19 protein-coding genes and 1 pseudogene are annotated in these 20,179 nt (G+C 71.4%); 10 read left to right on the forward strand and 10 right to left on the reverse strand.

Features of this window, described 5'->3' with window-relative positions; translation table 11 throughout:
* The first annotated feature begins 313 nt into the window (after window positions 1–313).
* Window positions 314–661: a hypothetical protein gene (locus tag ACWDRR_RS03905; RefSeq protein WP_449770585.1), complete on the forward strand. Its 348-nt coding sequence runs from the start codon at window positions 314–316 to the stop codon at window positions 659–661.
* 457 nt (window positions 662–1,118) lie between these two features.
* Here ACWDRR_RS03905 and ACWDRR_RS03910 read toward each other — a convergent pair whose 3' ends face one another.
* Window positions 1,119–1,445 carry a hypothetical protein gene (locus ACWDRR_RS03910; RefSeq protein WP_449770586.1) on the reverse strand — a complete coding sequence of 109 codons (327 nt, stop codon included), beginning with the start codon at window positions 1,443–1,445 and terminating at the stop codon, window positions 1,119–1,121.
* Between the two features lie 374 nt (window positions 1,446–1,819).
* Here ACWDRR_RS03910 and ACWDRR_RS03915 point away from each other — a divergent pair, with 374 nt between their 5' ends.
* The 3 genes from ACWDRR_RS03915 (at window position 1,820) to ACWDRR_RS03925 (ending at window position 4,178) form a co-directional block, all read left to right on the forward strand.
* Window positions 1,820–2,605, forward strand: coding sequence for a bestrophin-like domain (locus tag ACWDRR_RS03915; protein ID WP_449770587.1), 786 nt, complete (start codon window positions 1,820–1,822; stop codon window positions 2,603–2,605).
* A gap of 248 nt (window positions 2,606–2,853) precedes the next feature.
* Entirely contained in the window at window positions 2,854–3,438 is a 585-nt protein-coding gene (locus ACWDRR_RS03920) for a sigma-70 family RNA polymerase sigma factor (RefSeq protein ID WP_449770588.1), read from the forward strand.
* Window positions 3,435–4,178: an anti-sigma factor gene (locus ACWDRR_RS03925; protein WP_449770589.1), complete on the forward strand. Its 744-nt coding sequence runs from the start codon at window positions 3,435–3,437 to the stop codon at window positions 4,176–4,178. The genes ACWDRR_RS03920 and ACWDRR_RS03925 overlap by 4 nt, the downstream gene beginning before the upstream one ends.
* 290 nt (window positions 4,179–4,468) lie before the next feature.
* Here the strand turns inward: ACWDRR_RS03925 and ACWDRR_RS03930 are convergent, their stop codons facing one another.
* The 4 genes from ACWDRR_RS03930 to ACWDRR_RS03945 all read right to left on the reverse strand — a co-directional run bounded on the left by ACWDRR_RS03930 (window position 4,469) and on the right by ACWDRR_RS03945 (window position 7,913).
* The gene (locus tag ACWDRR_RS03930; RefSeq protein ID WP_449770590.1) at window positions 4,469–5,284 is read right to left on the reverse strand and encodes a ferritin-like domain-containing protein; all 816 of its coding nucleotides are present in this window, start codon (window positions 5,282–5,284) and stop codon (window positions 4,469–4,471) included.
* Window positions 5,281–6,090: a ferritin-like domain-containing protein gene (locus ACWDRR_RS03935; RefSeq protein ID WP_449770591.1), complete on the reverse strand. Its 810-nt coding sequence runs from the start codon at window positions 6,088–6,090 to the stop codon at window positions 5,281–5,283. The genes ACWDRR_RS03930 and ACWDRR_RS03935 overlap by 4 nt, the downstream gene beginning before the upstream one ends.
* 460 nt (window positions 6,091–6,550) lie before the next feature.
* On the reverse strand, window positions 6,551–7,243 hold the full coding sequence (locus ACWDRR_RS03940; RefSeq protein WP_449770592.1) for a DUF1062 domain-containing protein: 693 nt from the start codon (window positions 7,241–7,243) through the stop codon (window positions 6,551–6,553).
* A gap of 538 nt (window positions 7,244–7,781) precedes the next feature.
* Window positions 7,782–7,913 carry a hypothetical protein gene (locus ACWDRR_RS03945; RefSeq protein WP_449770593.1) on the reverse strand — a complete coding sequence of 44 codons (132 nt, stop codon included), beginning with the start codon at window positions 7,911–7,913 and terminating at the stop codon, window positions 7,782–7,784.
* A 176-nt stretch (window positions 7,914–8,089) separates the two neighbouring features.
* Here ACWDRR_RS03945 and ACWDRR_RS03950 point away from each other — a divergent pair, with 176 nt between their 5' ends.
* Entirely contained in the window at window positions 8,090–8,485 is a 396-nt protein-coding gene (locus ACWDRR_RS03950) for a hypothetical protein (protein WP_449770594.1), read from the forward strand.
* Window positions 8,486–8,592: 107 nt separating this feature from the next.
* On the opposite strand, the gene ACWDRR_RS03955 is transcribed toward ACWDRR_RS03950, so the two are convergent.
* Window positions 8,593–9,168: a hypothetical protein gene (locus ACWDRR_RS03955; RefSeq protein WP_449770595.1), complete on the reverse strand. Its 576-nt coding sequence runs from the start codon at window positions 9,166–9,168 to the stop codon at window positions 8,593–8,595.
* Window positions 9,169–9,609: 441 nt separating this feature from the next.
* Window positions 9,610–9,771: pseudogene (locus tag ACWDRR_RS03960) on the reverse strand (pirin family protein); the annotation flags it as partial.
* Between the two features lie 146 nt (window positions 9,772–9,917).
* Between ACWDRR_RS03960 and ACWDRR_RS03965 the strand changes: the two are divergent.
* The 4 genes from ACWDRR_RS03965 to ACWDRR_RS03980 are packed head-to-tail and all read left to right on the forward strand — an operon-like array spanning window position 9,918 to window position 15,521.
* Window positions 9,918–10,157 (forward strand): ABC-three component system middle component 2, encoded by a 240-nt coding sequence (locus ACWDRR_RS03965; protein ID WP_449770799.1) that lies wholly within the window; start codon window positions 9,918–9,920, stop codon window positions 10,155–10,157.
* Window positions 10,150–13,659, forward strand: a complete 3,510-nt coding sequence (locus tag ACWDRR_RS03970; protein WP_449770596.1) for a hypothetical protein — start codon at window positions 10,150–10,152, stop codon at window positions 13,657–13,659. The genes ACWDRR_RS03965 and ACWDRR_RS03970 overlap by 8 nt, the downstream gene beginning before the upstream one ends.
* A gap of 51 nt (window positions 13,660–13,710) precedes the next feature.
* Entirely contained in the window at window positions 13,711–14,148 is a 438-nt protein-coding gene (locus ACWDRR_RS03975) for a very short patch repair endonuclease (RefSeq protein ID WP_449770597.1), read from the forward strand.
* Window positions 14,145–15,521, forward strand: a complete 1,377-nt coding sequence (locus ACWDRR_RS03980) for a DNA cytosine methyltransferase (protein ID WP_449770598.1) — start codon at window positions 14,145–14,147, stop codon at window positions 15,519–15,521. Before ACWDRR_RS03975 ends, ACWDRR_RS03980 begins: the two co-directional genes overlap by 4 nt.
* Here the strand turns inward: ACWDRR_RS03980 and ACWDRR_RS03985 are convergent.
* Genes ACWDRR_RS03985 through ACWDRR_RS03995 form a run of 3 tightly spaced genes read right to left on the reverse strand, consistent with a single transcriptional unit; the run spans window position 15,449 to window position 19,493 of the window.
* Entirely contained in the window at window positions 15,449–16,348 is a 900-nt protein-coding gene (locus tag ACWDRR_RS03985; protein ID WP_449770599.1) for a DUF6339 family protein, read from the reverse strand. The two genes, ACWDRR_RS03980 and ACWDRR_RS03985, sit on opposite strands and share 73 nt — an antisense overlap.
* The gene (locus tag ACWDRR_RS03990; protein ID WP_449770600.1) at window positions 16,345–17,349 is read right to left on the reverse strand and encodes a hypothetical protein; all 1,005 of its coding nucleotides are present in this window, start codon (window positions 17,347–17,349) and stop codon (window positions 16,345–16,347) included. The genes ACWDRR_RS03985 and ACWDRR_RS03990 overlap by 4 nt, the downstream gene beginning before the upstream one ends.
* Window positions 17,346–19,493 (reverse strand): helix-turn-helix transcriptional regulator, encoded by a 2,148-nt coding sequence (locus ACWDRR_RS03995; protein ID WP_449770601.1) that lies wholly within the window; start codon window positions 19,491–19,493, stop codon window positions 17,346–17,348. Before ACWDRR_RS03995 ends, ACWDRR_RS03990 begins: the two co-directional genes overlap by 4 nt.
* A gap of 449 nt (window positions 19,494–19,942) precedes the next feature.
* Here ACWDRR_RS03995 and ACWDRR_RS04000 point away from each other — a divergent pair, with 449 nt between their 5' ends.
* Window positions 19,943–20,152 carry a hypothetical protein gene (locus tag ACWDRR_RS04000; protein WP_449770602.1) on the forward strand — a complete coding sequence of 70 codons (210 nt, stop codon included), beginning with the start codon at window positions 19,943–19,945 and terminating at the stop codon, window positions 20,150–20,152.
* Window positions 20,153–20,179 lie beyond the last annotated feature (27 nt).

Consider the following 20,179-nt stretch of genomic DNA (forward strand, 5'->3'; position numbering starts at 1 on the left):
CAATTGCGCGGATGCGGCCCGGTCGGGCCCACGGCGCCGCGGAGCAGCGCGGGGGCCGGATCGTCACGCCGGAGCCTGCGTCGGGCCACCCCGCGCCAAGTGTTCCGGCGGGAGCGCGAGGTGACGACGACTCGCCCGTGCCGAAAGCCGTCGAGAAGGGTCCCGATGACCCGCCGGCGCGTGGTCGGCAAAGCGCGCCGCGCCGGGGGGGACGGTGCACGAAAAGGGCAGACCTCCCGGCCTTGTCCTATGGATGCCGCAAGGAGTCGCGAGACGGCGGATTTCGGGATCCAGTGTCCGTCTTCTTCGAGAAGTGCGAGAAGACAGTGCTTTCGCCATGAAATCCCTGTCCCGCCTGAAACGCGCGCTGGCCTGCGGGGTCGCCGCGGTCGCCGTTGTCTCCGGCCCGACCGCGCAGGCCCAGGCCGCGCCGGCCCTCCCCGTGGACAGGACCTGCGGAACCCCGGCCGTGCCGGGCGGTGGCAACTGCACGAGCTCGCTGATCAGTTCCACCTTCGACATGATCAAGCTGATGCACAACGCCGCCAACCTCAACAAGCCGGACAACGCCGAGTTCACCCGGAACACCGCGGCAGAGTCGAGCGAGAAGTTTCCGGGATTCGACGTCATGGTGTTCAAGACGGTGGGCACCGACCGCTAGGACACCGAGTTGTTCACGAACGAGCACAAGGCCGACATGAAGGGGGTGTTGCTCGACACCACCTACAAGCTCAACCATTTCCCGGACAAGGAGACGAGGGAACCCTCCGGCTACGACACGTTCCGGATCCGGGGTCTTCCAGAGCGACTCGACGTTGCGCGACCGGGGCGACGGCGGCTACCTGAACTGGGCGTTCGTCGGCAACGACGGCGACTCCGTCACGAAGGAGCCGTGGACCTGCCGGGCCGGCACCGCGCGGCCCTGCTGCGAGGGCGGCCGGAAGCAGGAGTGGTCCTTCCAGCTCCTCCGATCTCCGCCCCTCGGCCGCACCTGCCCGCCCGCCCCGTGCGCCGCGGCGGCCGCCGCCCTCCCGGGTGGCGGCCGCCGCGCGTGCGGACAGCGCCGAAGCCCGCCCGGCCGTTCCGACGGGCAGCTGCGGACGTCTGCTGCCGCTCCGTCAGGAGAAGACGACGGAGCGGATCTTGGTGTCTTCGCCGAGCTCCTTGCCGGGATCCATCGCGACGTAGGTGTCACCGTCACAGTCGGTTTCGAGGAACACCGTGGCGGTGGAGGTGGTGAAGTTCCGGGGCGAGTGCGCGGGGTCCTGCTCGGTGGCACCGTCCAGGTTGATGCAGCGACCGCTCGCCGCGTCGGGCAGGCCGGCCTCCTGACCCGTGGCGGTCTTGTAGAGGAAGTCGCCGGTGGTGGCGTGGACGGGGGACGGCAGGGCCAGGGCCAGGAGGAGCGCGCCGGCGGTCGCGCCGAGGGTCCGGTGAAGACGCATGAGGGGGAAGTCCTTCTGTGCAGGGAACCGTTCGGCCCGAACCTGCCCGCTTCACCGCCCCCTCCCAACCCGTGACCACCCCGGTTGACCCGGTCGGAGCAGTGAGGAATCGATCCTGCGCCTGTCATGAGGTCCGCCCGTGCGCGCAGAAGTGAAACGCCCGGGACAAGGCGGCCGGTTCACCTGATCGGGGGGACAAGTCGCCGGGTCTGGCGGGGCCCGGACCCTCGGGCGGCGGCCGGAGGCCATGCTGGGGTGCCCGCGCCCGGCCGTGCGGCACCGGGAAGGCCGAACCCGCGCGATCCACCCGCACCCCGCGTCGCCGGTGGGCGGCCGGACCGTCCCGCCACAGCCCGCAGAGGGTGAGGAGCACGTTGGAACTCTGGCTGTTGAACCACGTCCCGACCGCCGTCCTCGCGCTGCTCGTGGTCGGCGGCACCGTGCTGCTCGCGGTGGCCGGAAGCGTGCTGGCCATGCGCTGGTACCCGGCCATGGCGGACGGTGAGAACAACGAGATGGTCGGTGTGGTGCTGGGCATGTTCGGCGCCATCTACGGCATCATCCTGGCCTTCGTGATCGTCAACCTGTGGACCGATCTGCAGGACGCGGGCCGGGTCGTCTCCAGCGAGGCCAGCGCGGTCTCACAGATCGTCCGCGATGCCGAGTGCTTCCCTCCCGGCCCCCGGGACGCCGTCCAGGCGGCCGTCGGCGGCTACGTCCACGCGGTGGTCCAGGACCAGTGGCCGCTGATGCGGGCCGGTGACGGCGACTCCGCGGTGACCACCCGATCCGTCGACGCGATGTACCAGGCCCTCGCCGGCTACGAGCCGCAGAGCAACGCCGAGCAGGCCTTCTACGCCAAGGCCCTGGACAGCCTCAACGACGTCGCCGCCTACCGCCGCACCAGGATCGCCGACAGCCGCGACCAGCTCCCGGCCCTCCTCCAGGTGCTGATCTTCGGCGGGGCGGCGGTGATCATGCTGGTCACCCTGCTGTACGGCGTCCGCAGCCGGCGGGCGCGGTTGCTGTTCGTGGGCTCGGTGGCCGCGCTCGTCGGTTTCAGCCTGCTGCTGGTGCTCGTCCTCGACCGCCCGTTCTCCGGGGACCTGGACGTCTCCCCGCAGCCGTTCAAGGACAGCGCCCTCGCCCGGTTCTGGTGACCGCACCGGACGGGACCGGACCGGACCTCACCGGACGGGGCCGGACGGGACCGGCCCGGATGATCGCCATGCCGGTTCCCACCGTGGATTCCGGGGGCAATCCGCCGGCGCGGCGGCTACGAATGGGGATCGACTGTCTCTGCCCGCTGCCGGACCCAGGAGGATTTCATGCGCGACTGCCGACCGGACGGCAGGCCCCGGCTGTCGCCCACGGCCGGGTGGGCCGCCGGTTCGGGAGGTACGGGTCGGTGAACGCGGTCGTGTTCCTGTCGGGCCCTCGCTATCGGGGCCCGGATCTGGAGGAGCTGGTCGCCAAGGCGGCGCTCGGTGACCAGGAGGCGTTCTCCCGGCTGTACGACGCGGTCGCCGGACCGGTGCTGGGGCTGGTGCGGCGGGTACTGCGGGATCCGGCGCAGTCGGAGGAGGTCATGCAGGAGGTGATGTTCGAGCTGTGGCGCACGGCCGCCCGGTACGAGCCGCAGCGCGGTGAGGTGATGTCGTGGGTGCTGACGATGGCCCACCGGCGTGCGGTGGACCGGGTGCGGGCGGCGCAGGCGGCCGCCGACCGGGAGCAGAAGGTGGCCGCGCGCTCGCACACGCCCGCGTTCGACGAGGTCGCCGAGCAGGTCGAGGGCCGGCTGGAGCGCGAGCAGGTCCGCCGGTGCCTCGAGTCGCTGACGCGGCTGCAGCGTGAATCGGTCACCCTGGCGTACTACCGGGGATACACCTACCCTGAGGTCGCCGAGCTGCTGGGCACCCCGCTCGGCACCGTCAAGACCCGGATGCGGGACGGCCTGATCCGCCTGCGCGACTGCCTGGGGGTTGGATCATGAGCGCGGCTCCCGACCTGCACACCCTGACCGGCGCGTACGCCACGCACGCCCTGCCCGAGGCGGAGCGTGCCGAGTTCGAACGGCACCTCGCCCAGTGCCCGGCCTGCGCGCAGGAGGTCGCCGAGTTCGAGGCGACCGTCGCCCGGCTCGGGACCGCCGAGTCGCGGGAGCCGGCGCCCGCGCTCAAGGCGCGGGTGATGGCGGGCCTCGGGGAGATCCGCCAGCTCCCGCCGCCGACCACGCCCGCCGACCGGCCTCGGCGCAGGTCGCGCCTGGCGCGCCGGTGGCCCGGACTCGCACTGGCGGCCTGCCTGGCCCTGGCCACCGCACTGGGCGCCCTCGCCGTCCAGCAGCACGACCGGGCGAGCCGGGCACAGGCCCGGGCGAACCTCCTGCACGCACAGCAGGCCGCCGTCACCGGCCTGCTGACGGCCCCGGACGCGCGCACCTCCAGCACTGCCGTCGGCTCGGCCGTCGCCACGGTGGTGTGGTCGGCCGACCGCGGGCGGGCGGCCTTCCTCGCCACCGGCCTGCCCGCCCTGCCCGAGGGGCGGACCTACGAACTCTGGTTCGACGACGCCGGCACGATGCGCCCGGCCGGTCTGCTGCCGGCAAGCGACGGGCAGCTGCTGCTCACCGGCGCCATCGACGGCGCCGTCGGGGTCGGCGTGACCGAGGAACCCGCCGGCGGCTCGGCCCGGCCCACCGGGCAGCCCCTGATGCTGCTGCCGCTCACCTGACACCGCCCCCCTCGCCCCACCAGGTCCCGGCATACCGTCGACCTGCGACCTGCGACCTGAACGCTCGCCCCCCCCGGTCGCCGCGGGCAGCGCCGCCGTGGTCGGCCAGGCCGTGGTCGGCGAGGCCCATAGCCCGGCCGGGGGCAGTGCCGGCCGGCGTCGTCGCGTCGTGCGGCCCGGCGTTCCCGCGGGCCGGGGGCGACCTCGCGCAGCCGGGCAGCGGACGGGCCCGGGCGCGGGAGAGTCGACGTCTCCGCGCCCGGGCCCGCACCGGTCCTCGGGCGGCCCCCTCAGACGGTGAGCAGGGTGGGACTGGCCGCCTTGTCGACGGGCAGGAAGTCGTCCGGGACGGGGTACTGGCCCAGCACGTAGGCGAGGATCGCGGCGTGCATCGCCTCGACGGGGGCGATGGTGGCGGCCGTGGCGATGCCGGCGGGGCTGGTGACGTTGTAGGTCGCGAACAGGTACGTCTGCGCGGCCTGGTCCTCCAGCGACAGCGCCAGTCCGGCGACCGTGCCCACGTCGGTCGCCGCGTTCAGCGCCTGGACGGTGGCGGCCTGGTTGGACAGCGGCACGTCGGTGATGGCGGGCTTGCCGGCTCCGGTCAGGACCGAGTTCCAGGCCTTGGCGTGATCGGCGTGCTGGGCCATCGCGGTGGTGATGAAGGTGGCCACCGCCGGCGGCACGGTGCCGAGCTTCCCCGCCTTCGCGGCGTCCAGGGCGGTCCGGTAGGCGCCCACCGCCTGGTTCTCCAGGGCGGTGGCCAGCGCGACGACCTTCAGGTCACCGGTGTACTGCCCGGACGCCGCGCCGGAGGCCGGCATCGACGCGCCGGAGGAAGCGGACAGCGAGCTGGGGGACCTGCTGCTGGAACAGGCCGCCAGCGTCAGCGCAACGGCCGCGCCACCGGCGCCGAGCAGGAACCGGCGCCGGCCCGTGTCGCGCGGCTCACCGGCCCCGCGGGCCCGGATCTCCTCCGTCAGGTCCAGGGCACCGGCCCGCATGGCCGGCAGCGTCTCCTGGTGCGCCTCGTGCATCTCGCGCGTCAGGCCGGCGAGTTCCCGCTCACTGACGGGGAGCTCCCAGCCGCCCTCGGTGGTCGTCACTTCACGGTCCCTTCGCTGATCGGGGAAGCGTTGTCGGTCTTGTGGAAGGCATCGGGGAAGCCGACGCTGCCGGCCGCCGCGGGCAGCTTGGCCGGGTCGACCGGGATGGTGATCAGGTCGGCGGCGTTGCCGGCGAGCAGCGCCTGCACCGCGAGCAGGGTGGCGCGGTGCTGGGCCTCCACCGGAGCCACCGAGGCGAAGAGCTTGCGCAGGTCGGCGTTGGAGACCTGGGAGACGTTCCTGGTGTACGTCTGGGCCGCGACGTCCTCCAGCGTGATGGCGAGCTTGACCACGTCGGCCGGGCCCTTGATGCCCGGCAGCATCTGGTCCACCACGGCCTTGTACTTCGGGTCCGGGTTGTTCTGGGCCCGGCCGCCGGCCTGGGTGGCGGCGGCGTTGAAGGCCTCGGCGTGACCCTGGTGCTGCTGGGTGGTCTTGGCGATGAACGCGGCCACCGTCTTGTTGCCGTCCTTGATGAACGGCAGTCCGGCGGCGGTCCGGTAGACGCTGACCGCCAGGTTCTCGATCGACGCGGCCGTCTGCAGCGCCATGATGTCGTCGGCCGCGGAGCCCGACGGCGAGGGGCTGTCGGCGAAGGCGCGGCCGCTCCCGAGGAGGGCGGCCGTGCCCGCCGCCGCGGCGAGGAACCCGCCGCGCTGCCACCACCGACTTCGGACAGGCTCGCCCGCCTGCCCGAAGTCGGTCAGCGCGCCCCGCGTGATCCGCAACGCGTCGCTGTTCAGGTCCTGCGACTGCTCGGTGAGTTCCTCGAGCAGCCGGGTGTCGATGTGCTCTGAGGGCATCATGCTCCCGTCCCGGGCCGGAGCCCGCCGCTCGCGGGCTCGTACGTGATGCCTTCGGCGCCACCGGGAAGCCGGCTTGCCGGGTCCGGGGGATTCACCCGTTGGGGTGACCTGCTCGCGCCGCGCCGGCAGCCGGGCCGGACCCGGCGGCGGGCTCGACGCCGCTCGGGCCCCGGCCTTCCCCACCGAAGTCCGCCGCGTCGCCCGCCTTGCCCTGACCGTGTCAGCCCCACAGGACCGGCGTCGCCACCGAGGGCGAGCATGATCGGCCGGACAGGTCCTAGCCAATCGTGATCGTGTTGGCCTGGTGCTCCCGAACCGGTCATCGCCTGCCGCCACCGTGCGGCACCCCGGACTGCGTCGTCGGAGGAGGCGGGACCCACCGCGTGGGAGCCCACCGCGCGGCTCACGAACGGCGAGTCCGTGAGCCGCGCCGGGTACCGCCCCGCACCGAGCCTTCGGCCTACGCCCCGGACACCGCGCGCGACAGGCGCAGCGGCGCCTCGACGGCGTCGGCGGCGCCGAGTTCGCGCACCGCCTCCCGCCGCGTCGCCGCGACCGGAGTCGCCAGTTGAGCCAGGGGCGCCGTCGGGGCGTGGACCGTCAGCTCGAAGTCGCGGCGCGTCTTGGCGTCCGGGGCGAGCGGCAGGCGGATGCGTCTGTCCGCGACCATCCGGCGGACCCGGCCGCGGCTGAGGCCGAGGCCGGACATGAGCAGGCGTTCGACCCGGACCGGGACCGGCAGCTCGAAGCTCACCTGCACCCTCAGCGGGGTCGGATCGTCGATCGCGTGGAGCGGCGTGCGTGCCTCCAGCTCCCAGGTGCCGCTCCAGTCCAGGCTGTAGCCGTTCTTGGCGGCGAGCGACGCGCTCATCGTCAGTTCCCGCACCACGGCGAGGTCGTTGTTCTCGTACGCCTCCCTGCGGGCGGGTTCCAGCGACGACGTGTGGACGCGCTCGTGGACGGGCACCTTCGAGGTCCGGTCGCAGCCCGCGCAGCTGAGCAGCAGCCAGACGTCGAGGAGCTTGCCGTTGGCGTTGACACGGATCTTGCCCGAGGGCCGGTGCCGCGTGCTGGAGCAGTCCGGGCAGCTGCGGACGACGGTGGGCAGCGCGGACTGGCGCACGGCCCAGCGGGCCTTGCGTTCGGTATGCATGGTGGTCTGTTTCCTGGTTCAGCAGGAACGCGCGCAGGCCGGATCGGCTGGACCGGCCGGGGCTCCTGGGTTCTGACGAGTGCTCACGAGGGCGCGTGTCATCGCCTCGGGGCGGGTGGCCGCATGGCGTGCGCCCCGAGGTCGATCGCGCAACAGGTCGTGTCTCTCCGTGGCAACTCGCGACAGCACGTCTCATCGCCTCGGGACATGGCCGCATGGCCGAGCGCCGAGGGCGGTCGATCGCGTGAGCGCGCGCGTCATCGCCTCAGCGCGCGGCCGGTGGCCCGGCGCAGAGGTCGATCGCGAAGGGGTGAGTTGCCACGTGGCAGTCGTCAGCACAGGTACATGCCGCACATCGTGATCTGGGCCGCGCCCCCTCGCAACCGGTTTTTCAGACCACGGCCGTCAGACCAGCACCGCCAGTTCCCCGCGCGAGCCGACGCCGAGCTTCGGACAGTCCTTGGAGAGGCGGTAGCCGACCGTTCACAAGCTCAAAAGAGCTGGGCGGCGAGGCGGACGATCCGCGTCTCCTGGGGCCTCAGGCCGGCGCAGTGCTCTGGTGGACCAGAAGCTGGTGTCGGCCGGCGTCCCGCACGGCCTGAGCCTGGATCAGCCGACCCAGGAGCACCTGGCCGAGCGGGTCGGGGCGCTGGACGCCGTGGCGGCTCATGGCCGAGCGCCTGGAGGAGGCCAGGCAGGACGCGAAGCTCCCGCAAGGTCAACATCAAGGGCGAGAGCGTCACCGTCGATCCCGACGGCCCTCTGGCCGAGGCCACCTGGGCCAAGCAGCGGCTCGGGCGCGTGACCCAGGCCCTGCCCAACGGCTACTGCGGCCGTATCGTCCGGTTGACCACCGAGGATATCGGCGACGCGGGCGAAGCCCTCACGGTCCGGCTCGGAGACCCTCCGTTGCCGCTGCCCGCGCCCGTCGCCGATCTCGTGCGCGCCTACCTGGCGGAACAGCCTCGCCTCGCCCGGGCCAGCAGCCGGAGCACGGCCTGGCTGTTCCCCGGCCGGCAGCCCGGGCATCCGATGGACCCGACCGGCCTGCTCGACCAGCTCCGAGCCGCCGGGGTTCCCGCCCAGCGCGACCGGGCCTCAGCGATCCGCCAGCTGGTACTCCAAGCCCCCGCTGCCGTCGTCGCCCGGGCCCTCGGCTACCACGACAGGACCACCACCCACCTGGTCGTCGAAGGCGGTGGAACCTGGAGCCGATATACCCCCGGCGACCACAGCCAGTGATAGCTACAGGTCGCCGGTTGCGCCCGTCTCCATGGTGCGGCCGACGCAGCGACGGATGTGGTCAAGGAACTCCCCCTCCTCCACCCCACGTCATGAGTCGCACCACGTCAGGCCGTGGACTGACCGTCGATGCGGTACTCCTCGGCGGGCATTGAGTCCCACTCAGTGTTTGCGCCGTCGCGAGTCACCATGAACAACGGACGCGATCGGAGGACCTGCCCGACCAGTTGCCCGCGCATCACGACCCCGGAGTCATCCGGTCCTGCGTAGCCCTCGGGCGTGTAGCGAAAGTGCACGTCCATTGCCTCGGCATGAGCGATTGCGTCGCTCTCCAGCTCCGACAGGTCTCTCCCGACCAGCGGGATTCCGTCGTGCGCGACCTGAGGACCGTGCGCGGCGTCGGCAGCGATGCAGAACAGCCCCACGGCTTGGCTCACATAGGCCGTGACGGCAGGCAGCGAAGGAGCCGCTCCGCGACGGTGCACTTCGACCTTCCAAGTCGGCGAGAAGATCGCGTAGCGCCGCACACACTCGCTGACCTTCGTCTGGCCAAGCACCTCAGCCGCTTCGACCACTCCCTCGACGGTCATACCGAACCGGAGCGGTCCTACGCCGACAGCCGGCGAATAGGACCACTCATCCCGTTCGGCGACACCGAAATCGGCCTCGGACTTGAACGTCATAGTCACCCCTGGAGACACCTGAGAACTTGCCGCCGCCCATCATGTCAATCGCCAACCAGCAGACTGCCGGGTGCCGCCGAGCTCGCGCAGATCACTCAGCGCAAGCCCCCATCTGAGCGCGGCCGCGAATACGCGACTCCTGAACATGCGAGCTCACCAGTCCCGGAGGCCAAGATCGTGGCCGGTTCGATCAGGCGGAGGCCGCCTGCGACGCCAACGCCCCTGCTGGTGGTCAGTCGGAAAGGTCAGCAGAAGGTCGGCATCGATACGAGCAGACCGTGCACCAGATGCCTGGACCTGAGAATCAGGAGCCCGTGCCGACCGCGCGCCCGACACAGCGGAGCGGAAGGGTGGACGCCCGCCGCCAACGGTCTCGGGGTGCCCGTCCAGCCCTGCCGTACGCGCTGGACGAGGCCACCACTTCGACGCTGTCTTCGGAGGTCAGCGCACCCGTCCGCGGGGCTTCAGGGGGATGTCGGGGAGCCCCGGCGCGCGCAGGCGGGCGCTGTCGTAGCCGTGGACCTCGCCGAAGCGGGCGCCCTGCTCCCAGTCGTTGCGGGCCTGGGTGATCTCCTCACCGGAGCGGCCGATGAAGTTCCACCACGTAGCACGCATTTCACGGTTCTTCCCAGGTCAGGGGCCTGATCGACTATCCGGGGTCAGCAAAAGGTCAGCAAGGCACCCGGGAGTCCACACCATGGCCACCATCAACCTCATCCGCGGCATGGGCAGCTTAGGCGCTGCTCGTCCTGATCCGCGCCGAGCTGGCCCGGCTGGAACCCGCGGACGACGGCCTCGTCTACCGCACGACGGAACGGGGGCCCGCGTTCGTCGAACTCCTCGAAGCCCCCTATGTCGAGCGCCTGCGCGAGCGCGCCGAATGGGCCGTCCACCAGTACGCGCCCGGCGCCGACGTGCGGGCTGCCACCCGTGCGCTCCTCAACCGCCCCGCCGAGACACCCCTACCCCCCGAGGTTCCTCGTGGCTGACCTGCGACTGACCCACCTCACGTACGCGGGCTCCGGAAAGCCCACCGCCCGTGTGGCCTTCGGCCCCGAGCTCACCGTCATCTACGGCGCGTCCGACACCGGCAAGTCCTTCATCGTCGAGTCCATCGAGTACATGCTCGGTGGTGCGCATCTGCCGCTCATCCCCGAAGCCGAGGGCTACAGCCAGATCCTCCTCGGGCTTCGAATGCCCGATGGAGCGCCGATCACCCTCGTCCGGCGACCGGGTACCGGCACCGTCGCCGTCCACTACGAGGACCTGCGCGACCTGGTCACCCGGAGGTCCGACCGGGAACTGACCGCTGTCCATCGCTCGGGCAGCTCTCGCAGTCTCTCCGCCATGCTCCTCGCAGAACTCGGCTATGCCGACGCCCGAATCCGCAAGAACGACGCCGGTAATACCCGTGGACTGTCCCTTGCCGACCTCGTGCACCTGTCCCTTGTGACCGAGACCCGCATGGGCGACCCCCTCTCCCCCGTCCTGCGGTCGAACGCAGCGAGCGGCAAGACTGCTGCCGCCTCGGTGATGAAGTACCTGCTGACCGGCGAGGACGACCCGGTGGTCGACACCGGGCCGAACGCCGAACAGCGCCGGGTCCACAAGGGCCAGATCGGGCTCCTCGACCAGATCGTCGTCGAACTCTCCGCCAAGCTGACAACCAGGGAGAACGCCTCCCAACTGCGCGAACGGCTGACGCGGATCCAGGCCACCATCGACGGCCAGTCCCGTTCCCTGCAGGTAATCACCGACCGCCACGTCGGCGCGGTCTCTGCCCGAATGAATGCCGCGCAGGAACTCGCCGCCGTCGAGTCTCGCCTAGCCGAGGTGCACGACCTGCTCACCCGGTTCGGGCTGCTGGAACAGCAGTACCGCTCCGACCTCGACCGCCTCGCGATGGTCAGCGAAGCCGGCAGCATCCTCGGCTACTTCCGTGTCGACACCTGTGTCTTCTGCGGTGCCGAACCCGAACACCAACACCATGGCCACGGCGAGCAGGAAACGACCCAGCTGCACGCGGCCGTCGAGGCCGAAGCCGCCAAGACCAGCTCGCTCCTCGCCGACCTGCGGACCCAGCTGGACGAGCTGGTCGGGCGGAGGGGCGTCCTGCTTCTGCGGGCCAGAGAGCTCGACACCGAGATCTCCCGGGCCGAGGAGCGCCTCGACCCGTTGCGGACGCACATGGACGGACTCCTGCCGGCCCGCTCGGCCGCCGAACGCGAACTCGAACTCCACGCCCGCATCGAGGAACTGGACAACCGGCGGTCCAAGCTCGACGGGGCAGGCGCGGTCCGGTCCCAGCGGCCAGCCAGCCACATCCCCGCCCGCGTGCTCTCCAACTTCGACGACGTCCTGAGGCGAACGCTGGAGGCTTGGTCCGTTCCCTCGGTCGAGTTCGCCGAGTACGACCAGTACGGCATGGACGTCCGCGCCGGCAGCCGACCCCGCTCCGGACGCGGCCAGGGCGTGCGCTCGGTCCTGCACTCGGCGTTCACCACCGCCCTCGCCCGGTACTGCCTCCCGGAGGGCCTGCCCCACCCCGGCTTCGTCGTCCTCGACTCCCCCGTGGTCACCTACCGCGAACCGGTCGGGGAGGATGTCGACATCACCTCGAACGTCGTCGACCACTTCTACCAGGACATGCTGACCTTCCCCGGCCAGGCCATCGGCTGGCCGAGGACGGCGCCCGCTGGACCCCGTGGGGCTCGGCCCGAACAGCGCGGCCGGGCCGACGCCGTGACCCAGACCGCGCTGGCCTGCGCCCAGCTGCTCGGCGCGAGCGGACTGCGGGCCGTCCTGCTGGTCCTCGTCGGCTCGTTCGCCCTCGGCGTGCTCAGCCTGCTGATCGTCCGCTTCCCCGAACCCGCCGACCGCCCCGTCCGGTCCGGCCCTCCGCCCCAACGCCACGGCTGGCTGGCCGAGTTGGCCGAAGGCCGGCGCCTGCTCACCGGCCAGCCCGGCCTGCGCCACCTGCTCCGCCTGGTCACCGTGTTCAACGCCGCCGAGGCCGCCCTGATCCTCCCCCTGGTCCTGTCCGCCACCCCGGCGTCCGACCAGAACGCCGCGGTCGCCCTGGTCAGCACCTCCGGCGGGTTCGGCCTGGCCGTCGGCAGCATCGCCATGTCGATCTGGGCCGGACCGCACCGCCTCCTTCCCTGGATCACCGCGGCCACCGTCCTCAGCGGCGCCGCCGTCCTGCTCGCCGGCCTCCACCACAGCCCCGGCCCGCTGGCCGCCGCCGCGTTCACCTTCTTCCTCGGCCTGCCGGTGGCCCCCGAGGCCCAGGGTCGGGTGTTCGCCCTGCGCCGCATGCTCATCCAGGGCGGCGCCCTGCTCGGCCACCTGCTGCCCGGCCCTCTCGTCTCACTGATCTGCAACCCCCTGGTCGCCCCCCGCGGGCCCGCTCGCCCCCTACCCTCAGCGCCTGCTCACCACCACCGACGACCCCGGCAGCGCCCTGCTCCTGTGCTGCACCGGCCTCCTGCTCGCCGTCACCGCCCTGACCGGCCACCGCCACCGGATCACCCCTGCCCCACCCGCCCCGACGCATCCTGCCCCGGACACCCTGGCCGGCGCCGCCACCACACGCACCACCAACTCCACCATCACAGCGGCATCGTGATCGTCCGTCCGACCAGCTTCTCCGACCCCGGCCGGGTCCTCCCCGCTGCTCGCCACCGGCCCCGCCAGCGGCCTGACCGCTGGCACCTTCCGGGCCTGGCTCGCGAGCGGCGAGTACCGCCCCGACTGGACCTGGATCGCCGAACCCGACTCCGCCGGCCCCGCGGACACCCCGCACGCCCTCGCCGTCTGGTGGGGCGACCCGAGCGACGCCCACCCCGGCGCCCTCGATGGGCTCTACGTCCACGACGCCGTCCTGGCTGGCCCGACCGCACCACCCTGGCCGCCGACCTGCTCACCGTCGCCCACGCCGCCTACGCCCGGGCCAGCCAGGACACCCCGCCGACTACCACCTCATCCTCCCCGGCGACTGGCGCGAGCGGCCCGACACCCGCGCCGCCGTCGCCTGGTGCCAGGAGGCCGCCCGCCGCGCCGGCCTCACCGCCCACCCGGAACGCCTCCGCTACGTGTGGACCCCGCAGGCCGGCCTCCCGGCCCCCTCCACCCGCCTGCGCTTCACCCCCGAACCCGACGACGAGGTCTTCGTCGACCTATTCCCCAGAACCTGGCCGGCAGCCTCGACACCGCCTCCCGTGCCGAGGCCGACCGCGTCGGCGACGAGGCCCAGGCCCGCGAGGACGTCGTCTTCTACCGCGACACCATGCTCGGCGACCGCACCTGGTGGCGCGTCGCCCGCACCCCCGCCAGCGGCGACCCCGTCGGCTTGGCCTCCCCTCCCGCTACCACGCCTCCCGTTCGTCGGCTACCTCGGCGTCCTCCCCGCCCACCGCGGCCACGGCTACGCCACCGACATCCTTGCCGAGATCACCCGCCTCCACTACCACAACACCACCCGCCGCCTGATCCTCTCCACCCCCTGATCCCACCCCGCCCCCGAAGCGCCAGAATGGAACCATGCCCTCCCTGGAGACCACTCCGAAGATCCGCGCGCGGATGAGCAAGCAGCGCAGTCACGACACGGACATCGAGGTCGCCCTCCGCAGGACCCTGCACGCCGCCGGTCTCCGCTACCGGGTCCACCGCAGGCCGCTCAAGGACGTGCGCCGCGAGGCCGACATCCTGTTCGGCCCGGCGCGCGTCGCGGTCTTCGTCGACGGCTGCTTCTGGCACGGCTGCCCCGAGCACGCGACGTGGCCAAAGAACAACGCCGAGTTCTGGCGGGAAAAGATCGAGAAGAACCGCACCAGGGACCGCGACACGGACACCCGCCTCGCCGAGGCCGGCTGGCAGTCGGTGCGCGTCTGGGAGCACGAGAACCCCCTGGAGGCCGCCGAGCGGATCGCCACACTGGTCCGGGAACATCGGCTGGCCGGCTACACTCTCACCACATGACCAGCTCCGACGCAGCCGCCCCATTTCTCGAGAAGCCGTACATGTTGGACCTCTTCGCGGGTCCGGGCGGGCTAGACGTGGCTGCGCACATGCTCGGCGTGCGCTCACTCGGGATCGAGTGGGACAAGAACGCCTGTGACACGCGCTACAAGGCCGGGCTGGAGACGTGGCACGCAGACGTCAGCGCGGTGCGTCGGGACAGGTTCGACGAGCTCCCCGCAGAGCTGAACGTGCTGGCCGGCGGCCCGCCGTGCCAGACGTACTCGGTGGCGGGCAACGGTGCGGGCCGCAAGGCGCTGGGCGAGGTGGAGAATCTCATCCACGCGTTGATCGAAGGTTCCTCCGACGAGGAGATCGACGCGCAGCTGGAAGAGCTCGAGAAGCTGACCGGGGACCACCGGACGACTCTGGTCCTGGAGCCCCTGCGGTACGCGATCAAAGCGCTCGGCTGCGAGAAGCGGGGGAATCGGCCCTTCGACGTGATCGTTCTCGAGCAGGTCCCCCAGGTCAAGAACCTCTGGAGGGTCTACAAGGAGGCCTTGGAGAAGGGCCTGCCCGGCACGGACGGGACGAGGGTGAAGTACAAGGTCGCCGAGGTCGCGACCCTGCACACCGAAGCGTACGGCGTCCCCCAGAGCCGTCGGCGGACGATCCTCATCGCGCGACTCGCCGAACACGGCAGCCCTCGTCTTCCGCACCCGACCCACCACACGTTCAGCCCGCACAATCCGGAGCTGGGCGGCCCGGATGACGAGAAGGCGACGGCCCGGCCCCGCCAGACGGCACTGCCGGTGGCGGAAGGCACCACGCCGCTCAAGCCGTGGGTCTCGATGGGTGAAGTGCTCGGGGTGAAGTCGGGACCCGAGCGCAGGAAGGTTCCGTTCCAGATCAGGTCGAACTACAGCACCGGTGGCGTCTCGGAGAATCGCGGCATCCGCACGGACCGCCAGCCGTCGTTCACGGTCACCGGGAAGGTCTCCCGCAACGCCGTCCAGCACCCGGATCTCCGGCCGCACCACCCGGAGCGGCTGACCATTCGGGAGGCTGGCGTCCTCCAGACCTTCCCGCCCGACTACCCCTGGTCGAGCGGCGACCAGTCACAGCAGGTGGGCAATGCCGTGCCCCCGCTGTTCGGCATGCACGTGCTGGCCTCGGCCCTGTCCCTGCCGACCGCGGCCGAGGAGAGGTTCCGGGACACTTGGGAGGTGCCCACCCCCGAGGAGCACATCCTTCTTCGCAAGAAGGGTGGCTGCGACATTCCGGAGGTCGGCTGCGGCCCGAACTGCCCGAAGCCCGAGGATCAGTCCTCCCTCTCGGCCTCCTCCGCCGCCCGCCCCCGGACCACCGCCTCCGCGAAGAGGTCGGCGAAGTAGTCCACCAGGGTGCTCACGGAGAGTTGCGGCGCCGGTTCCTCCTGGGGACCGGTCGGGAGCACGTGCCGTGATACCTGGCGGGCGGTCTCGGCCTCGGTGATCCAGTCAAGCAGGGGGCGGGACTCACGCTCCGTGTCGGGGGCGATCACGTCGTACATCAGCGTCGCGGCGGAGGCGTTCACGGCTCCGGCAAGCGCGTTGACCTCGCGCCCGGTCGTGACGACCCCCTTCGCGACCAGCCGGACGATCGCCTGCGCCGTGGGCCGGTGGTTGATCACGGACATGCGCAGAGCGGTGTTGAGGATGTCCTGGCTGCCGCAGGCCGTGATGACGGGCTCGTAGTCCGCGCCGTCGCGGAAGAGCTCGGCCGCCCACCAGAGGCGGGCGAAGGCCTGCTTGTGGTACTGCCCGCGGAAGCGCTCGGCCGCCACCTTGGCGGGCTTGCCGTCCTTGGGCTCCGCGAGGTGCCGCCAGACCACGTAGTCCGGGGCGACGCCGAGCGCAAGGTAGTTCCAGAAGGCGGGGTCGGCCGCCTCCCTGCGGGTGAGCCGCAGCGCCGCGTGGAGGCGCGGAGCAAGCCAGGCATCGGCCTGGGTCACCTTGAAACCGTTGCCGCGGCAGTAGCTCATGGCGTCCTCGACCAGGTCGCGGACGGGCCGCAGCTCCCCCCTCCGGTCCTCGTGCGGAAGCCGTTCGGTGAGCTCGTTGAGCTTGATGCCGGGCACCTCCTCGCGACCGGTGAGCAGCCCCTCGGTGAGGAAGTCCGCCGCCTCGGCGTTCGGCAGCAGGGCGAGCCGCTCAGGGAAGTAGCCGGGTCGGTCGGTCATGCGTCGTCCCCCTGTGCGAGGCGTTCCAGGTCACGGATGGTGGTGGACAGCGTCCGTGGGACGCCGGCGCGCCGGGAGGCGGCGAAGTGGATCCGGGATTGGAGTTCCCCCCATCCGGTGGCGGAGGAACCCGTGCGCGCCGCGTGGACCGCCCGCAACGCCTGCTCCGGCTCACGGTCGGCGTACATGTCGGGGAGCATCTCGCGGAGCACCTCGCCCTGCCAACCGTGCGGGAACACCGGGGTCCCGTCCTCCTCGGCCTCCAGGTCACCGACGGCGGAGTGGAAGACCGCCGTCCAGACCTCGGAGCACATCTGCGCGAGGAGGAGTTCCCGGACGGTCGCCTCCGGTCCGGTCCCGCCGTCGGCACCCATCAGGTCACCGAGGCCGTCGAAGTCGGTGTTGACCCGGACGGCGGGGATCCGACCGGTGGTGTCGACCAGCCACGGGGAGTCCTTGTAGCGCTGGAGGCGACTGGCCCCTGCCGCGAAGTTGACCATCCTGACCTCGAGTTCGCGAGCCAATGACGGCACGGTCTCGATGACGTCGACGAACCACTCCACGTCGGATGTGGCGATCACCCGACCCGGCACTCCGTCGACGGTGGCCACCACGTGCACCGTGAGGGAAGCCCGGTCGAGGAGGTCGCAACGGTGGACGTACAGCTCGGCGGTCCGCTCGCGGCCGTCCGCGGAGACGGCGGCGAACTCCACCGTCGTCCGGGTGTTGGTGGCCCGCTCGGCGAGGACGGCGACCAACTTGACGTCCTGCCAAGGGCCCGAGGGATCGAGGGCCTTGGCCGGGAGGCCCGCGGACAGGCGCAGTCGGGCCTGGGTCCAATCGGGGCGGTCCTCGTCGGGCCCGAGGGCGACGACGCGTTCGACGGTGGACAGGTACTTGCTCTCCACGTCCTCCCAGGGCTCGCCCTCCGCCTTGAGCTGGGCGCTGTCGACGCGCCAGGAGACGTTCCCGGTGAGCCGCCGGTAGGGGTAGACCTTCACGCCTGCTCCCCCTTTCCGCTGCGGAGTTCGACGACCAGTCCGGTCAGCTGGGCCCGGACCGGGTGCCGGGAGACATCGGTGACGCCCCGGAAGACGGCCTTGCGGCTTCCCGGCGACAGCTGAAGGGAGCCGTCGACGACCTCGCAACCGCTGATGGCGACGAGGTCCTTCCAGGGGGCGGCCGGCCGGGGGCCGGAGCGCACGTCGAACTTGGCGACCGGGGTGACCGGACGGTCCGTGTCCACCCCGGGAGCCACCCGAAGGTCGACCGTGACCGACCAGGCGCCCGTCCCGTCGATCAGCGCGTCCACGTTGTCCAGTTCGGGCAGGGCCGCGGCCGCGGCGGGACGCGCCTTCTTCGGGCCGCCACCGCCCACCTTGAGCCGGCCGGCGATCTTGGCCTCTCCCCCGTTCCGGCGCTTGGCCTTGGGTACGGCCACGAGGTCACGCACGGCCGCGTTCGCCGCGGTGGTCAAGGCGGCGATGCGCCGGTGGGCGGAGGGCGAGTAGGACAGACGCAGTTCCTCCGTCTGCCCCCACTTGTTGTGCTCCGGGGGCTCGGACGCGCGGAGGAACTCCTCGGCGGCCTCGGCACCGGGTGCCTCGGGACCCGCCGCGCGTCCGGTGAGGAGGATCGCCTGGAAGGGGTTGGTACCGATCGGGACGTTGGTGACGGCACTGTCCTTGACCGTCATGCGATTGCCCCGCATGGAGACCATCCGGTTGTGGCGGTCGTCGGCGTCGTCGGCGCCGGTGACCAGGAGCACCGCCTCGTGCGGCACCCCACCGCGCACCTGGCCGCCGTGGAGGGGCACGTTGAGCTGAACACCCACTCGGGCGACCTGGCCGGGGCCGGTGAGCCGGTCGACGGTGGTCCCCTCGAGGAAGGCCCGCAGGGCGCGGGTACGGGAGGGCTGGGCCACGGCCGGATCCACGTGCTCCTCGGGGATGAGGACTTCGCCGTTGCGGAACGTGCGGACGGACGCCTCCAGGTGCGGCTTGCGGTCGCCGCCGCCGGTCATCGCGGCCCAGAAGTTGCGGCCGAGCGCGTCGACGAGCCGGGCGTGCATGCGGTGGACGGAATCGTCGTCCTCACCGGTCTCCTCGTCATCCACGGCGCCGTTGACGGCCAGCAGGCTGGCCACGTCGTGGGCACCGACGATGAGGAAGGAGGTGCCGGGTGCCGCGCTCTCACGCGTGAGGTGGAGCTTCTCGACGGTCTCTTCGTCGGCCCACCAGGAACGGACCACGTCCGCGGACTCGGTGGTCGGATCGGGACGTCCGAACCAGGCCGGGCCGGCACACGCCCGGCCGTCGACCTCGCGCCAGGGGAGGTCGAGCCGGCCGATGAGACGTCGCTCGGTGCGGCCCTCGTGGGGGTCCGAGAGGGTGGAGTTGATCAGCACCAAGCCGAGTCGGCTGGTGGCCCACAGCGTGGCCTTACCCAGGCCGTAGGAACCACCGGCGCCGAGGTCCCGCTTGTGACTGTCGAGTTGGCGACGGATGACGGCGGCGAAGAGCCCATCCTCGTAGTCGCCGCCGGTCAGACCGGTGGCGTTGTAGTCGTCGACGCGGAGCAGCACGAGGCGGTCGTACTGGTACATGTCACGCAGTCCGGCCGCGATCGTGCGCGAGACCTTGCTCTGCTTCCCGCCGTCGGCGGTGAGCGCGTCGTAGTGCGGCCGCAGCCTCTCCCAGTCGATGGCCTCGCGGAAGCGGGCGAGGGACTCGCCGGTAAGTTCGTGCAGGGTGTACCGCACTCGCACGGGCTCGGCGGGGTCGAGGCGCGCGTCGAGGCTGTTCTGCGTGGCTTCGCGGGCGAGCACCGAGACGTCGGCCTCGAACGCGAACGCCGCGGCGTTGCCGTACTCCCTGCCACCGTCGGCATGGGCCGGCCTGTGATACCACTGGACGGGCAAGGCGAGTTGGGCGTCGGCGCTGCGCGTGTGGACGGTCTCCAGGTCAGTGTTGAGCACTTCGGCGATGCGCCGAATGGTCTCGTCCCGGGGCACGGAACGGCCGACGATCCAAGCCGAGACGGCGGCCCGGGTCACCTCCAGCTCCAGCGCCAGATCGGTCTGGCTTTTTCCTGCATTCCTGAGCTGGCGCGCCAGCCAGGGACCGAACTCCTCAGCCGCCTTCACGTTCCACCCGCTTCTGCTTCCGCATGGCCTGTCTTACGAGGTGGGAGCCACGCTACCGCATCGCTATTGACAGTGGAACCCCCTTGTCAACCGGCCCTTGACAGGTCCAGCAAGTCACCAGAAGACATCTCGTCGCCCATCGAAAATGAGTACCCGAAGAGCCTTTGAATTTGCCCGATTTCATACTGAGGATCCGTTTTGGTGGAATATGGGATTCACACCACCCCTCCTTGCGCGGAGCCCGCCGAGCGTGGTTGACTGCTCGTCACCTTCCTCCGGCAACAGCCGGGAACATGCCAAGGCGTGCATCTTTCGCCTTTCCCGAGCCCTTTGCGCACTTCCTCGGCTCGATTCTCTCGCACCACCTCGCAGCACTCCCTCGTGCACGTCCCCACGAAGTGAAAGCGAAGATAGCTCCGGTGTCCCCGCAGGATTCCCCGCTCCACCGCATGCGTTCCATCGTCACCACGTACGACCGGCTCGCCGACGAGGCCCCGCAGGACCTCGGCGCCTACCTCTACCTCTACGGCATCGACCACGACATGGTCACCGCCTACCGGAACGCCATCCGCGACGCCGAGGCCCGGGCGCGCCGCCCGCGTCGGAACCCCGGCAACTGTCAGCGCATCGTCCGGATCACCGTGCGCCGCGCCCGCTGACGGCGCCTCCGACCTCCGTTCCCACCG

The sequence above is a fragment of the Kitasatospora sp. NPDC003701 genome (assembly GCF_053587085.1).

Coding starts and splice junctions, on each gene's coding strand:
- ACWDRR_RS03985 (WP_449770599.1), bottom strand. CDS start 16,348: ATGACCGACCGACCCGGCTACTTCCCTGAGCGGCTCGCCCTGCTGCCG.
- ACWDRR_RS03980 (WP_449770598.1), top strand. CDS start 14,145: ATGACCAGCTCCGACGCAGCCGCCCCATTTCTCGAGAAGCCGTACATG.
- ACWDRR_RS03945 (WP_449770593.1), bottom strand. CDS start 7,913: ATGAGCCGCCACGGCGTCCAGCGCCCCGACCCGCTCGGCCAGGTGCTC.
- ACWDRR_RS03940 (WP_449770592.1), bottom strand. CDS start 7,243: ATGCATACCGAACGCAAGGCCCGCTGGGCCGTGCGCCAGTCCGCGCTG.
- ACWDRR_RS03935 (WP_449770591.1), bottom strand. CDS start 6,090: ATGATGCCCTCAGAGCACATCGACACCCGGCTGCTCGAGGAACTCACC.
- ACWDRR_RS03955 (WP_449770595.1), bottom strand. CDS start 9,168: ATGACGTTCAAGTCCGAGGCCGATTTCGGTGTCGCCGAACGGGATGAG.
- ACWDRR_RS03910 (WP_449770586.1), bottom strand. CDS start 1,445: ATGCGTCTTCACCGGACCCTCGGCGCGACCGCCGGCGCGCTCCTCCTG.
- ACWDRR_RS04000 (WP_449770602.1), top strand. CDS start 19,943: ATGCGTTCCATCGTCACCACGTACGACCGGCTCGCCGACGAGGCCCCG.
- ACWDRR_RS03975 (WP_449770597.1), top strand. CDS start 13,711: ATGCCCTCCCTGGAGACCACTCCGAAGATCCGCGCGCGGATGAGCAAG.
- ACWDRR_RS03925 (WP_449770589.1), top strand. CDS start 3,435: ATGAGCGCGGCTCCCGACCTGCACACCCTGACCGGCGCGTACGCCACG.